The organism is Pseudomonas citronellolis (genome assembly GCF_001586155.1).
GTDB classification, from domain to species: Bacteria; Pseudomonadota; Gammaproteobacteria; order Pseudomonadales; family Pseudomonadaceae; genus Pseudomonas; species Pseudomonas citronellolis.
This window is the reverse complement of the sequence record NZ_CP014158.1, coordinates 1,758,498-1,770,996: the sequence shown is the minus strand read 5'-3', so window position 1 is coordinate 1,770,996 and position 12,499 is coordinate 1,758,498. Positions and strand designations below refer to the sequence as shown.

The 12,499-nt window shown below is 68.3% G+C and carries 13 protein-coding genes; 2 read left to right on the top strand and 11 right to left on the bottom strand.

Annotated features, from left to right (window positions below):
- Positions 1-15: 15 nt before the first annotated feature.
- Positions 16-495 carry a hypothetical protein gene (locus PcP3B5_RS08055; RefSeq protein ID WP_082816268.1) on the top strand — a complete coding sequence of 160 codons (480 nt, stop codon included), beginning with the start codon at positions 16-18 and terminating at the stop codon, positions 493-495.
- On the opposite strand, the gene PcP3B5_RS08050 is transcribed toward PcP3B5_RS08055, so the two are convergent.
- Together PcP3B5_RS08050 and PcP3B5_RS08045 are read right to left on the bottom strand one after the other, a co-directional pair.
- Positions 476-1,036 carry a nitroreductase family protein gene (locus tag PcP3B5_RS08050; RefSeq protein ID WP_043267628.1) on the bottom strand — a complete coding sequence of 187 codons (561 nt, stop codon included), beginning with the start codon at positions 1,034-1,036 and terminating at the stop codon, positions 476-478. The genes PcP3B5_RS08055 and PcP3B5_RS08050 overlap by 20 nt on opposite strands.
- A 796-nt stretch (positions 1,037-1,832) precedes the next feature.
- The gene (locus PcP3B5_RS08045) at positions 1,833-2,210 is read right to left on the bottom strand and encodes a YkgJ family cysteine cluster protein (protein WP_061563218.1); all 378 of its coding nucleotides are present in this window, start codon (positions 2,208-2,210) and stop codon (positions 1,833-1,835) included.
- Between the two features lie 152 nt (positions 2,211-2,362).
- Here PcP3B5_RS08045 and PcP3B5_RS08040 point away from each other — a divergent pair, with 152 nt between their 5' ends.
- Positions 2,363-3,817, top strand: coding sequence for a TrkH family potassium uptake protein (locus PcP3B5_RS08040; protein ID WP_009620890.1), 1,455 nt, complete (start codon positions 2,363-2,365; stop codon positions 3,815-3,817).
- A 6-nt stretch (positions 3,818-3,823) separates the two neighbouring features.
- Here PcP3B5_RS08040 and PcP3B5_RS08035 read toward each other — a convergent pair whose 3' ends face one another.
- The 9 genes from PcP3B5_RS08035 to fleR form a co-directional block, all read right to left on the bottom strand.
- The gene (locus PcP3B5_RS08035) at positions 3,824-4,474 is read right to left on the bottom strand and encodes a DUF1345 domain-containing protein (RefSeq protein WP_058488820.1); all 651 of its coding nucleotides are present in this window, start codon (positions 4,472-4,474) and stop codon (positions 3,824-3,826) included.
- A gap of 39 nt (positions 4,475-4,513) precedes the next feature.
- Positions 4,514-4,957, bottom strand: a complete 444-nt coding sequence (gene fliJ, locus PcP3B5_RS08030; RefSeq protein WP_043267636.1) for a flagellar export protein FliJ — start codon at positions 4,955-4,957, stop codon at positions 4,514-4,516.
- A gap of 32 nt (positions 4,958-4,989) precedes the next feature.
- Positions 4,990-6,345 carry a flagellar protein export ATPase FliI gene (fliI, locus tag PcP3B5_RS08025; protein WP_043319354.1) on the bottom strand — a complete coding sequence of 452 codons (1,356 nt, stop codon included), beginning with the start codon at positions 6,343-6,345 and terminating at the stop codon, positions 4,990-4,992.
- Positions 6,335-7,120, bottom strand: a complete 786-nt coding sequence (gene fliH / locus PcP3B5_RS08020) for a flagellar assembly protein FliH (RefSeq protein WP_061560973.1) — start codon at positions 7,118-7,120, stop codon at positions 6,335-6,337. Before fliH ends, fliI begins: the two co-directional genes overlap by 11 nt.
- Positions 7,121-8,137 carry a flagellar motor switch protein FliG gene (fliG, locus tag PcP3B5_RS08015; RefSeq protein ID WP_009620873.1) on the bottom strand — a complete coding sequence of 339 codons (1,017 nt, stop codon included), beginning with the start codon at positions 8,135-8,137 and terminating at the stop codon, positions 7,121-7,123.
- A 6-nt stretch (positions 8,138-8,143) separates the two neighbouring features.
- Positions 8,144-9,934 (bottom strand): flagellar basal-body MS-ring/collar protein FliF, encoded by a 1,791-nt coding sequence (gene fliF / locus PcP3B5_RS08010; protein ID WP_058072077.1) that lies wholly within the window; start codon positions 9,932-9,934, stop codon positions 8,144-8,146.
- 23 nt (positions 9,935-9,957) lie between these two features.
- Positions 9,958-10,293 carry a flagellar hook-basal body complex protein FliE gene (fliE, locus tag PcP3B5_RS08005; RefSeq protein WP_009620871.1) on the bottom strand — a complete coding sequence of 112 codons (336 nt, stop codon included), beginning with the start codon at positions 10,291-10,293 and terminating at the stop codon, positions 9,958-9,960.
- A gap of 300 nt (positions 10,294-10,593) precedes the next feature.
- Positions 10,594-10,929 (bottom strand): endonuclease domain-containing protein, encoded by a 336-nt coding sequence (locus tag PcP3B5_RS08000; protein WP_145923860.1) that lies wholly within the window; start codon positions 10,927-10,929, stop codon positions 10,594-10,596.
- A 154-nt stretch (positions 10,930-11,083) separates the two neighbouring features.
- A complete protein-coding gene (gene fleR, locus PcP3B5_RS07995; RefSeq protein ID WP_058072079.1) occupies positions 11,084-12,499 on the bottom strand; it encodes a sigma-54-dependent response regulator transcription factor FleR in 1,416 nt (471 codons plus the stop codon).

Here is a 12,499-nt window from a genome sequence, read left to right as displayed (position 1 = left end):
CCCCGGAGCCCGATCATGAACCTAGCCGCCGAATACCTGCCGCCCCCCACTCCGGCCCTGCCGTTGGCGGCCGCCGGCCTGCCGCGCGAGCGCCCGCGGGACGAGCCGCAGAGCCTGGTGCTGGCGGTGGAACTGGGGCTGCTGGCGCAGCGCTGGCGGCGCCGCTGGCCGGAACTGCGCCTGAGCCTGCCGCGCGGCGGCACCTGGCCGCTGCACAGCTGGCCGCAGGCGCTGCACGAAGCCCTGGATGAATTGCTGGATACCGCGGTGGAATGGCAGCAGGACGCCGCCATCGTGCTGGAACCGCGCCTGGAGCGCGGCCTGCTGCGCCTGGACCTCGGCGGCACCGACGAACAGGCCCGGCGCTGGCTGCCCCGGGCCCTGCGCGCCGCCCAGCGCCTGGCCGCCTGGCAGGGCGGCCGGCTGCTCTGGCGGGCCGGCGGGGCGCGCTGGAAAGTCCGCCTGAGCCTGCCGCTCAGCCCCGCCAGGCGCTGACGAAGGCCGCCGGGTCCAGCGGCGCCGGCTGGCGCAGCTCACCCATGGGCGTGCCCAGGTAGATGAAACCGACGATGCGCTCGTTGGCCGCCAGGCCCAGGCCCTGGTGCACGACTGGATCGAAAGCCATGGCGCCGGTGCGCCACATGGCCCCCAGCCCCTCGACGAAAGCCGCCTGGACGATGCCGTAGGCGGCACAGCCGGCGGCCAGCATCTGCTCGATCTCCGGCACCTTGGGGTGCTCCTGCAGGCGCGCGATGGCCACCACCAGGGTCGGCGCGCGCAACGGCATGGCGCGGGCCTTGGCCAGCGCCTCGGGGCTGGCGTCGGGTTGTTCGGCATTCAGCGCACGGGCGAACAACTCACCCAGTTGCTGCCGCGCCTCGCCTTCCACCGTGAGGAAGCGCCACGGGCGCAACTGCCCATGGTCCGGCGCGCGCAGGGCGACGCGGAACAGCCGCTCGAGCTGCCCGGCAGTGGGCGCCGGCTCGCCCAGGCGGGCATGGGATACACGGTTGACCAGCGCTTCGTAGGCCTCCATGGGCTACCTCCTGTACACACAAGGACGGCCATTGTAGTCGCAAAGGCTTCTCATCTGCCTGCTCACCTGCCGCCAGGGTGCTTCGTATCCGTGTAGGAGCGAGCTTGCTCGCGAACAGTTCTATCGGCGAACACTGGTGTTCGTCCTGAGAGCGCCCTCTCCCTAACCCTCTCCCTGAAGGGAGAGGGGACCGTTCGGTGCGTTTTGACAGTCCTGAGTCAGCCGGCAATTCCGAAGGCCTCCGGCTGAAACCATTCCTTCTCTCGGCACGGGCAGCCCCATCTGCGTTCAGAAACGTAGGGCACATAACCGTTCACGGTTATCCGCCGTTGGCCGGAACCGCACGGCCTGAGCACGATGGCGGATAACGCCATAGGCGTTATGTGCCCTACGGGGCCAGGGGGTATTTGCCGGTGAGCGCTTGGTGTGTGGTGGTTCAGTGTTCATTCCAAGAGCGCCCTCTCCCTAACCCTCTCCCTGAAGGGAGAGGGGACCGTTCGGTGCGTTTTGACAGTCCTGAGTCAGCCGGCAATTCCGAAGGCCTCCGGCTGAAACCACTCCTTCTCTCGGCACGGACAAGCCCCCTCTCCCTTCAGGGAGAGGGTTGGGGAGAGGGAGCGGAGTCAATCCGAAACACGGGAGTCACCGGCAAGCTCGTTCCCACTGCAGCCATGGCCCGGCGGACTCCCCGTAGGATGGGTGGAGCGAAGCGATACCCATCGCCATGCCCGCATGGGTTTCGCAAGCTCAACCCATCCTACGGGACTCCTACAAGGCAACCGCTGTCATCTCTCCCTCACGCCACCCGCTCCGGCGACGGCGTGACGATCGGCTGCAACGGCGGCGTCAGCGGCGGCAGGCCGTAGGCGGCGCGGGCCGTGTCGCAGTTGGGGTTGTGCTGGCCGTCGACCCAGGAGGCCTCGAATTCCCGGCAGGTGCTGGAGCGCTGCTCGTAGACCGTGCAGCGCACGCCGCAGCCGACCTCGCCCAGCAACCCCACGCAGCGCACCGGCTTGGCCTCGGTGCCGCGCATGGCGGCATGGTATGGGCCGACCTGCACCACCAGTTCGTCGGGTACGCTGCCGCCGGCGGAACGGCACTCGCCCCAGTAGAAGGACACACGGAAATGCGCGCAGCAGGCGCCACAGTTCAAACACGGATTGTCGATGGACATGATGTGCGAATGCACCAGAAGAAACCGGCGAGCGCCGGCGGGCAGCGCAGAATTCTAGCGATTGCGCAGCCATTGTGAAGAGCCTTCCGGCGCGCTGCGCATCGCGCCGAGGGCAGGTACAATGGAGGGTTCATGTCCATCGAGTCCGCTTCATGGCGCTGCCGACACTACGCACCCTCGGATACATCATCGGCCTGTTCCTGATCACCCTGGCGGTGGCCATGCTGGTGCCCATGGCCACCCTGCTCTACTACCACCGCCCGCAGGAACTCTCGCCCTACATCTGGTCGAGCCTGATCACCTTCAGCGCCGGCCTCGGCCTGGTCCTGCCGGGCCGCCCCGAGCAGGCCCACCTGCGCCCGCGGGACATGTACATGCTCACGGTCTCCAGCTGGGTGATCGTCTGCTTCTTCTCCGCCCTGCCCTTCATCATCGCCCGCCACATGAGCGTCACCGACGCCTTCTTCGAGAGCATGTCGGGCATCACCGCCACCGGCTCGACGGTGCTTTCCGGGCTGGACAACATGTCGCCGGGCATCCTCATCTGGCGCTCGATGCTGCACTGGCTGGGCGGCATCGGCTTCATCGGCATGGCGGTGGCGATCCTGCCGATGCTGCGCATCGGCGGCATGCGCCTGTTCCAGACCGAATCCTCGGACCGCAGCGACAAGGTCATGCCGCGCTCGCACATGGTCGCCAAGTACATAGTCGCGGTGTACGTCAGCATCACCATCCTCGGCACCCTGGGCCTGTGGTGGGCCGGCATGGGTCTGTTCGACTCGCTCAACCACGCCATGTCGGCGATCTCCACCGGCGGTTTCTCCACCTCCGACCAGTCCCTGGCCAAGTGGCACCAGCCGGCGGTGCACTGGGTGGCGGTGGTGATCATGATCCTCGGCAGCCTGCCCTTCGCCCTCTACGTCGCCACCCTACGCGGCCATCGCAAGGCGCTGCTCAAGGACAGCCAGGTGCACGGTTTCATCGGCCTGCTGGTGTTCACCTGGCTGGTGATGGGCACCTGGTACGCCTTCAATTCCGACCTGTCCTGGCAGGACGCCTTGCGCATCGTCGCGGTGAACGTCACCTCGGTGGTCACCACCACCGGCTTCGCCCTGGGCGACTACAGCCTGTGGGGCCACTTCTCGATCATGGTGTTCTTCTACCTGGGCTTCATCGGCGGCTGCTCCGGCTCCACCGCCGGCGGTTTGAAGATCTTCCGCTTCCAGGTCGCCTACATCCTGCTCAAGGCCAGCCTGTACCAGCTCATCCACCCGCGCGCGGTGCTGCGCCAGAGCTACAACGGCCACCGCCTGGACGAGGAGATCGTGCGTTCGATCCTGACCTTCTCGTTCTTCTTCGGCGCCACCGTCGGCGGCCTGGGCCTGGCCCTGACCTTCCTCGGCCTGGACTGGATGACCGCGCTGACCGGCGCCGCCAGCACCGTCTCCGGCGTCGGCCCGGGCATGGGCCCGGTGATCGGCCCCTCGGGCAACTTCTCGTCCCTGCCGGATGCCGCCAAGTGGCTGCTGTGCGCCGGCATGCTCGCCGGGCGCCTGGAGATCCTCACCGTGCTGGTGCTGTTCACCCCGGCCTTCTGGCGCCACTGAGGCGCGTCAGCCGAGGATGCCGGCGGCGATGTTGATGCTCAGGCCGAGGATCGCCGTGTTGTACAGGAAGCAGATGATCGACTGCGCCAGGGCCACCCGGCGCAGCGCCGGCGAGGCGATGGCCACGTCCGAGGTCTGCACGGCGACGCTGAGGGTGAAGGAGAAGTAGGCGAAGTCCCAGTAGTCCGGCTGCCGCCCGCGGTCGGGGAACTGCAGCGGCGCCTCGCCGTCCGCCGCCGTGTAGAACATGCGCGCGTAGTGCATGGCGAAGATGGTCCCGATGAGGAACCAGGAGCCCAGCACCGTGCTGCCGGTGAAGGCGTAGCGCAGCAGTCTCTCGCTCCCCGGCAACTGGCGCGCGCCGGCCAGCTCGTAGACGATCGCCACCAGGCTGGCGATGGCCGCGGCGCTGACCAGCACCAGCACCGCCTGGGCGTTCTCGTCCTCGATGGCAGCCAGGCGCTGCACCTGGTCCGCCCCGGCGCGCAGGGCGAGCACGGTGATCAGCAGCACGTAGCCCCAGGCGGCGACGTTCCAGCCGACCAGCGTGCGCATCAGCGGCGGCAGGTGGTAGCAGGCCAGCCCCAGCGCCAGGCCGGCGGCGCAGGCGAGGAGCAGGCGCGGATGGGTGTGCAGCAGGGTACGGCTGAGCAGCATGCGTGGCGTTCCAGGCGGCGGACCTGGGCTGAGCCTAGCTCAGTAGACCGGCGGCCGCAGGCGCTGGGCGAATTCGTCGAGCTGCTTCTGTTCCTGCTTGTCGGCCAGCAGCCGCGCTTCTTCGCGATAGCGTTCCACCAGCTTGCGCAGGCCCTCCAGGCGGGCGTACTTCTCCGACCAGGTGACACGCGCCTTCTCCACCACGTCCTGGTGCCAGGCCAGGCTGCGGTTCTGCTGCTCCACGGCGGTTTCCAGCTGCGCCAGGAAGCGTTGGTAGTCCAGCAGCCACTGGCCGCTGACGCCCTGGCGGCCGCGGTCGATCCACTGTTGCTGGTAGTCGGCGCGGAAGCGCTCCAGCTCGGCCAGCTTGCGCTGCGCCTGGAGCAGTTGGTTCTGCGCCTGGCCGAGCTGACGCGCGGCCTCGCGTTCGGCCTTCAGGGCCATTTCCACGACAGGAGCCAGACGGTCGGCGCGGCGATTCATGGCAGGCGGGCCTCAGGCATGGTGCGGCAACCTCAGCCGGCCTTGCCGGACAGCACGGCGTCCAGCAACTGGGCGCTGTCTTCCAGGCTCTGGCTTTCGTTCAGGCCCTGGCGGAGGAACTGGCGCATCACCGGGAAGCGCTGAATGGCCAGGTCGGTCTCGGCATCGCCGCCGGCGACGTAGGCGCCGACGCTGATCAGGTCGCGGCTCTGCTGGTAGCGCGACCACAGCTGCTTGAAGCGCTGGGCGTGCTGCAGCTGCTCGGGGCTTACCACCTGGGGCATCACCCGGCTGATCGAGGCCTCGATGTCGATGGCCGGGTAATGGCCCTCCTCGGCCAGCCGGCGCGACAGCACGAAGTGGCCGTCGAGCACGCCGCGGGCGGAGTCGGCGATCGGGTCCTGCTGGTCGTCGCCCTCGCTGAGCACGGTGTAGAAGGCGGTGATCGAACCGCCGCCCTTCTCGCCGTTGCCGGCGCGTTCCACCAGGCGCGGCAGGCGGGCGAACACCGATGGCGGGTAGCCCTTGGTCGCCGGCGGCTCGCCGATGGCCAGGGCGATCTCGCGCTGGGCCTGGGCGAAGCGCGTCAGCGAGTCCATCAGCAGCAGGACGTTCTTGCCCTTGTCGCGGAAGTATTCGGCGATGCGCGTGCAGTACATGGCTGCGCGCAGGCGCATCAGCGGCGCGTCGTCGGCGGGGGATGCGACCACCACCGAGCGCTTGAGGCCTTCCTCGCCGAGGATGTGCTCGATGAATTCCTTCACCTCGCGGCCCCGTTCGCCGATCAGCCCGACCACGATGATGTCGGCCTTGGTGTACTTGGTCATCATGCCCAGCAGCACCGACTTGCCCACGCCGGTGCCGGCGAACAGGCCCAGGCGCTGGCCGCGGCCGACGGTGAGCAGCGAGTTGATCGAGCGGATGCCGACGTCCATGGGTTCGTGGATCGGCTCGCGCTTGAGCGGGTTGATGGTCGGGCCGTCCATCGGCACCCAGTCCTCGGCGCGCATCCCGCCCTTGCCGTCCAGGGCGCGGCCGACACCGTCGAGCACCCGGCCGAGCATGGACATGCCCATGGGCAGGCGGCCGCTGTCGGGCAGCGGCACCACGCGGGCGCCGGGGGCGATGCCGGCGAGGCTGCCGACCGGCATGAGGAAGATCTTGCTGCCGGAGAAGCCCATGACCTCGGCTTCCACCTGCACCGAGTGGTAGCCGCTGTCGTTGATCACCATGCAGCGGCTGCCCACCGCAGCCTGCAGGCCCTCGGCCTCCAGGGTCAGGCCGACCATGCGCAGCAGGCGGCCTTCCACCACCGGCTGCGCCGGCAGTTTGGCGGCGTCCAGGTAGCCTTCCAGGCGCTTGGCGAAACTCACCCGGTCAAGGCGCATCGGGCTGGTCCAGGTCGATGTGCAGGTCCGGCTCCAGGGCGTGGGTGGCCTGCTCGCGCTGCTGTTCGAAGAGTTGCTTGGTGATCTGCGCCAGGCGCGTCTCGATGCTGGCGTCGATGCGCGAATGCTCGGTCTCGATGCGGCAGCCGCCGGGCAGCAGCTGCTCGTCCTCGAGGATGCGCCAGCTTTCCTCGTGGCGGTCGCGCAGCGCCTTGACCAGTTCGAAGTCCTGCGGGTTGACGTGGATGCGCACGTTGTCGCTGCCCATCGGCAGTTGCTTGAGCGCCTCGCGCAATACCTGGCGCAGCTGGCTGGAGTCGCCCTCCAGCTCGCGCTGGATGACCTGGCGCGCCACCTGGCCGACCAGGTTGACCAGCATCTGCTCGATCAGCAGGTCCTGCTCGGCGATGGGCTCGAACAGCTGGCCCATCAACGTCTCCAGGCCGGCCAGGCGCTCCTGCAGCGCCACCTCGGCCTCCTGTCGGGCCTTGAGCTGGCCGGCGTGGAAGCCGTCCTTCTCGCCGGTGGCGAAGCCTTCGTTGTAGGCGTCCTGGCGGATCGCTTCCAGCTCTTCGAGCGTCAGCGGCTTGACGTCCTCGACGGGGACTTCCTCCACCGCCGGGGTTTCCGGCGCCTCCGGCTCGGGCGCAGGCTCCGGCGGCCGTTCCACCACCGGGTCGAAGCTGGGCAACGCCCAGCGGTCGAAGCCGGCGACGTCGCGCGCGCGGATCAGGCCATCGTGTTCCTCGCCCTTGGGTTTCGCGGGACCACTCACTTAGATCATCTCCTCGCCACCCTTGCCGCCGAGGACGATCTCGCCGGAGTCGGCCATGCGCCGGGCGATGGTGAGGATTTCCTTCTGCGCGCCCTCCACTTCGCTGACGCGCACCGGGCCGCGGGCCTCCAGGTCGTCGCGCAGCAGTTCGGCGGCGCGCTTGGACATGTTGCGGAAGATCTTCTCGCGGATGCCCTCGTCCGAGCCCTTGAGGGCCAGCACCAGCACGTCCGAGGAGACTTCGCGCAGCAGCGCCTGGATGCCGCGGTCGTCGACGTCGGCGAGGTTGTCGAAGACGAACATGAGGTCCTCGATCTGCCCGGAGAGGTCTTCGTCGACGTCGCGGATGGCGTCCATCAGGGCGCCTTCCACCGAGCTGTCGAGGTAGTTCATGATGTCCGCCGCGCGCTTCACCCCGCCCATGGTGGTGCGGGTGGCGTTGGCGTTGCCGGCGAACTGCTTCTCGAGGATCAGGTTGAGTTCCTTCAGCGCCGAGGGCTGCACGGTGTTCAGCGAGGACACGCGCAGGACGATGTCCAGGCGCACCTTGTGGTCGAAGTGGCTGAGCACTTCGGCGGCCTGGTCCGGGTCCAGGTAGGCGACGACGATGGCCTGGATCTGCGGGTGCTCGTAGCGGATGACGTCGGCCACCGCGCGCGGCTCCATCCACTTCAGGCTGTCCAGGCCGCTGGTGTTGCCGCCCAGCAGGATGCGGTCGATGAGGTTGTTGGCCTTGTCCTCGCCCAGGGCCTGGGTGAGCATCTTGCGGATGTAGCCGTCGGCGCCGACGCCCAGGCTGGTCTGGTCGCCGACCACCTCGACGAACTCGCTCATCACCTGCTCGACCTGCTCGCGATGCACGTTGCGCATCTGCGCCATGGCCACGCCGACCCGCTGCACTTCCTTCGGGCCCATGTGCCGCAGCACCTGGGCCGCGTCGGTCTCGCCGAGGGACAGCAGGAGAATCGCAGCCTTGTCGACCTTGGTCAGTTTGGCGTTCAACCGGGTCTCGCTCATACCGCATCACTCATCGGAGTTGATCCAATCCTTCACTACCTGGGCCACGCGGCCCGGGTCCTGAGCCACCAGGCTCTTGATCGCGTTCAGCTGCGCATCGTACCCCTCGCTGGGGCTGGGCAACAGGATGCTCGGCGGGCCGCCCAGGCTGACGCGGTCCTCGGCCAGCTCGCCTTCCAGGCCGCCCATCTCGCCCAGGGCCATGTCGCCGCCGGCGCCGGCCACCAGGGCCTTGTTCTTGTTGCCGGCGAGGTTGTTCAGCACCGGGCGCAGCACGCCGAACACCAGCACCAGGATGAAGACGATGCCCAGCACCTGCTTGACGATGTCCCAGAACCAGGGCTGCGAGTAGAACGGCGGCGAGGCGATCTCCAGGTTCTGCTCCGGGGCGAAGGGCGCGTTGATCACGCTGACGCTATCGCCGCGGCTGGCGTCGTAGCCCACCGCGTCCTGCACCAGGCGGGTGAAGCGCGCCAGTTCGTCGGCGCTCCAGGGCTTGTGGCTGACCTCGCCGGTCTTGGCGTCGGCGACCATGTGGTCGTCCAGCACCACCGCGACGGAAAGCCGGCGCAGACGGCCCTGTTGCTGCTTGGTGTAGCTGATGGAGCGGTCCAGCTCGTAGTTGCGGGTGTTCTGCTCGCGCTTGTCGGTGGGGTACGGTGCCAGCACCGGACGGCCGGTCTTCGGGTCGATGATGGTCTGGCCGTTGGCGTCCTTCAGCGGCTGGCCCGGGGCGACGAAATCGCCGCCGGCGCTCTTGCCGGTCTGCTGCGGCGCGCTGGCCGGGCCCGGCGGCTGGTTCGACAGCGCACCCGGCACGCCCTGCGGGCCGTTGCTGTTCTGGCGTTCCTCGTTGTTCACCTGCTCGCTGCGCAGGGCCGGCTGGTCCGGGTTGTAGGACTCGGCGGTGGATTCCACGGCGCTGAAGTCGACGTCGGCGGAGACCTCGGCCTTATAGCGGCCGTCGCCCAGCACCGGCTGCAGGATGCTGTGCACGCGCTGGGTGAACATGCTTTCCATGCGCCGGGAATAGTCGAACTGCTTGCCGGCCATGGTCAGTTCGGACAGCTCCTGCTGGTCGGAGAGCAGGTTGCCCTTCTGGTCGACCACGGTGACCTGGGACTTGTCCAGTTCCGGCACGCTGGTGGCCACCAGGTTGACGATCGCCAGCACCTGGCTGGGCTCCAGGCTGCGCCCCGGGTACAGTTCGACCAGCACCGAGGCGGTGGGCTTGCGCTCATCGCGGACGAACACCGAACTCTTCGGGATGGCCAGGTGCACGCGGGCGGCCTTGACGTTGTTCAGGCTGGAGATGGTGCGCGCCAGCTCGCCTTCCAGGCCGCGACGGTAGTTGGTCGCCTCCATGAACTGGCTGGTGCCCAGGGCCTGTTCCTTGTCGAGGATCTCGAAGCCGACGTTGCTGTCGGTGGGCGTCAGGCCGGCGCCGGCCACCTTGATGCGGGCGCGGCCGAGGTCGTCGGCCTTGACCAGCAGGGCGCCGGAGTTGGGGTCGACCTTGTAGCCGATGTCGGCGGCGTTCAGCGTCTCGATCACCTTGTTGGCGTCGACGCCGTTGAGGCTGCCGTACAGCGGCTTGTAGTCCGGCTGCTGGGACCACAGCACCATGCCGAAGCCGATGGCGATGCTCGCCGCCAGCCCGACCAGCAGGCCGACCTGACGCAGCACCGGCATCTCGGCGAGGTTCTCGAGGAACTGCAGGCCCATCAGCGGCTTCTTCAGCATTTCGGCTGCGCCGGCTTTGGCGGGGACCTGGTTGTCTACAGTGGCTTCGGCCATGAACTATCTACCTACCCCGTGGCTCAGATGGGCATCTGCATGATGTCCTGGTAGGCCTGGACCAGTTTGTTGCGCACCTGGGTCATGGCCTGGAAGGACACGCTGGCCTTCTGCGAAGCGATCATCACGTCGGTCAGGTCGACGTTGCTCTGGCCCACCTCGAAGGCATTGGCCAGCGCGCTGGCGGCCTGCTGGGTGGAGTTCACCTTGTTCACCGCCTGGCCGAGCATGTCCGAGAAGCTCGGCGCGCCCTCCACGGCAGCCGGCGCCGAGGCGGCCGGCTTGGCCTTGGCCATGGCGTCCATCTGCATGGAGCGCATTTCCAGCAGCAGGCGGTTGAACTCGATACCCTGACTCATTGGCTTTCCCTCTGACTACGGGCCGCGGCTTTTTTGACGCCGCGGCGCTTTGGCATAGGGGATTGCAACAAGGGTGCCAGGTTTGGGGGGGACTTGTAGGATGTGGCTATTGGGAGGCAAGAGCCCCTCACCCCAGCCCTCTCCCGAAGGGAGAGGGAGCCCCTCCTCTGCCGTGCGTAGGAAGGTGTGCAGCCGGGAACATTGGTGTCGGCCACACCTATATGCCAGGAGAAATCCATTACTTGTCGCCGCGCCGAACGGCCCCCTCTCCCTCTGGGAGAGGGCTGGGGTGAGGGTGCTCTATCCAGACTCCAATGCCAACAGAATCGCCTCCAACACCCCCTCCGTCCGCACCAGCACGTCGTGGTTCCAGAACCGCAACACCCGCAGCCCCTGGCCCCTCAACCAGGCATCCCGCTCGACATCCGCGGCACTTCCCAGGTGCTGCCCGCCGTCCAGTTCCACCACCAGTTGCCGCTCATGGCAATAGAAATCCACCACATACGGCCCCAGCGGCACCTGGCGCCTGAATTTCCAGCCGAGTAGCCGGCGATCCCGCAGGCGACTCCACAACAACCGCTCCGCGTCGGTTTGCCGACGCCGCAGTTCCCGGGCGAATTCCGTTGGCCTCGACATGCCCTGCCCTTCCTCCATGGAAAAGCAGAACCCTGCGCCACCCACTGCCCTCACGACTGCCGGCAAGCGCTGAAACCACCACGGGAAACTCCCCCTCGCGACACAAAGAAAAGGCCCGCGAACAGCGGGCCCGAACAGGGGAAACCGGCGCCACTCAACTGGCGTACAAGTAGGCCTCCACATCCATCCCCGCGTCACGCATCTGCGCCAGCTTGTAGCGCAGGGTGCGCGGGCTGATGCCCAGGCGTTCGGCGGCTTCCTTGCGGCGGCCGCGTTCGCTGCGCAGGGTGTCGATGATCATCTGGAACTCGCGGCGGCGCAGGTCTTCGCCGAGGCCGCCGGCGTTGTCCGCGGGCGCCGACGGAATTCCGGCGCTGGCGGCGGCCGCCACCGGAGCAGGCTGTACCAGGGGGATCACGGGCGCTGCGGGCGCCATGCCGATGGGGGCGTTCAGGCACAGGTCCAGGGCGCGGACCTGGCCGCCCTGCTGCAGGATCAGCGCGCGCTGGATGGCGTTGTCCAGCTCGCGCACGTTGCCCGGCCAGGGGTGCGTCAGCAGGGCGTCGCGGGCGTCGGCGGCCAGGCTCACCGCGCCCAGGTTCATCTTCTTCACGTACTTGGCCAGCAGGCGCTCGGCCAACGGCAGGATGTCCGCCGGGCGCTCGCGCAGGGCGCGCCAGGCCAGGGGGAAGACCGACAGGCGATAGTACAGGTCCTCGCGGAAGCGCCCCGCCGCCACCTCGCCGAGCAGGTCGCGGTTGGTGGTGGCCAGTACGCGGATGTCCAGTTCGATCGGCTTGCGCGCGCCCACGCGCTCCACCTCGCGCTCCTGCAGCACGCGCAGCAGCTTGGCCTGCAGGGCCAGGGGCATCTCGGAAATCTCGTCGAGGAGAATGGTGCCGCCGTCGGCCAGCTCGAACTTGCCCGGCTGCGCGGCGATGGCGCCGGTGAAGGCGCCCTTCTCGTGGCCGAACAGGGTGGCCTCGAGCATGTTGTCGGGAATGGCCGCGCAGTTGATGGCGATGAAGGGCTTGTTGGCGCGCGGCGACTGCTGGTGGATGTAGCGCGCCAGCACTTCCTTGCCGGTGCCGGACTCGCCGGAGATCAGCACGGTGGAATCGCTGCGCGCCACCCGCGCGGCCAGCTCCAGCAACTGGCGGCTGGCCGGTTCCACGGCCACCGGGCCCTCGCCTTCGGCGACGGGCGCCTGGCCCAGGGCGTGGCGGGCCACCAGCTCCAGCAGCACCTTGGGCTCGAAGGGCTTCACCAGGTAGTCGGCGGCGCCCTGGCGCATGGCGTCGACGGCGCGCTCGACGGCGCCGAAGGCGGTCATCAGCAGCACCGGCAGCTGCGGGTAGCGGGCGCGGATCAGGCCGAGCAACTGGTGGCCGTCCATGCCGGGCATGTTGACGTCGCTGACCACCAGGCCGAAGGCCTCGCGCTGCAGGGCGACCAGGGCCGCCTCGGCGCTGTCCACGGCGGTGAACTCGCAGCCGCCGATCAGCAGGGTATCGGAGAGGGCTTCGCGCAGGGCGCGGTCGTCTTCGACGAGCAGGATTCTGGCGGGCAT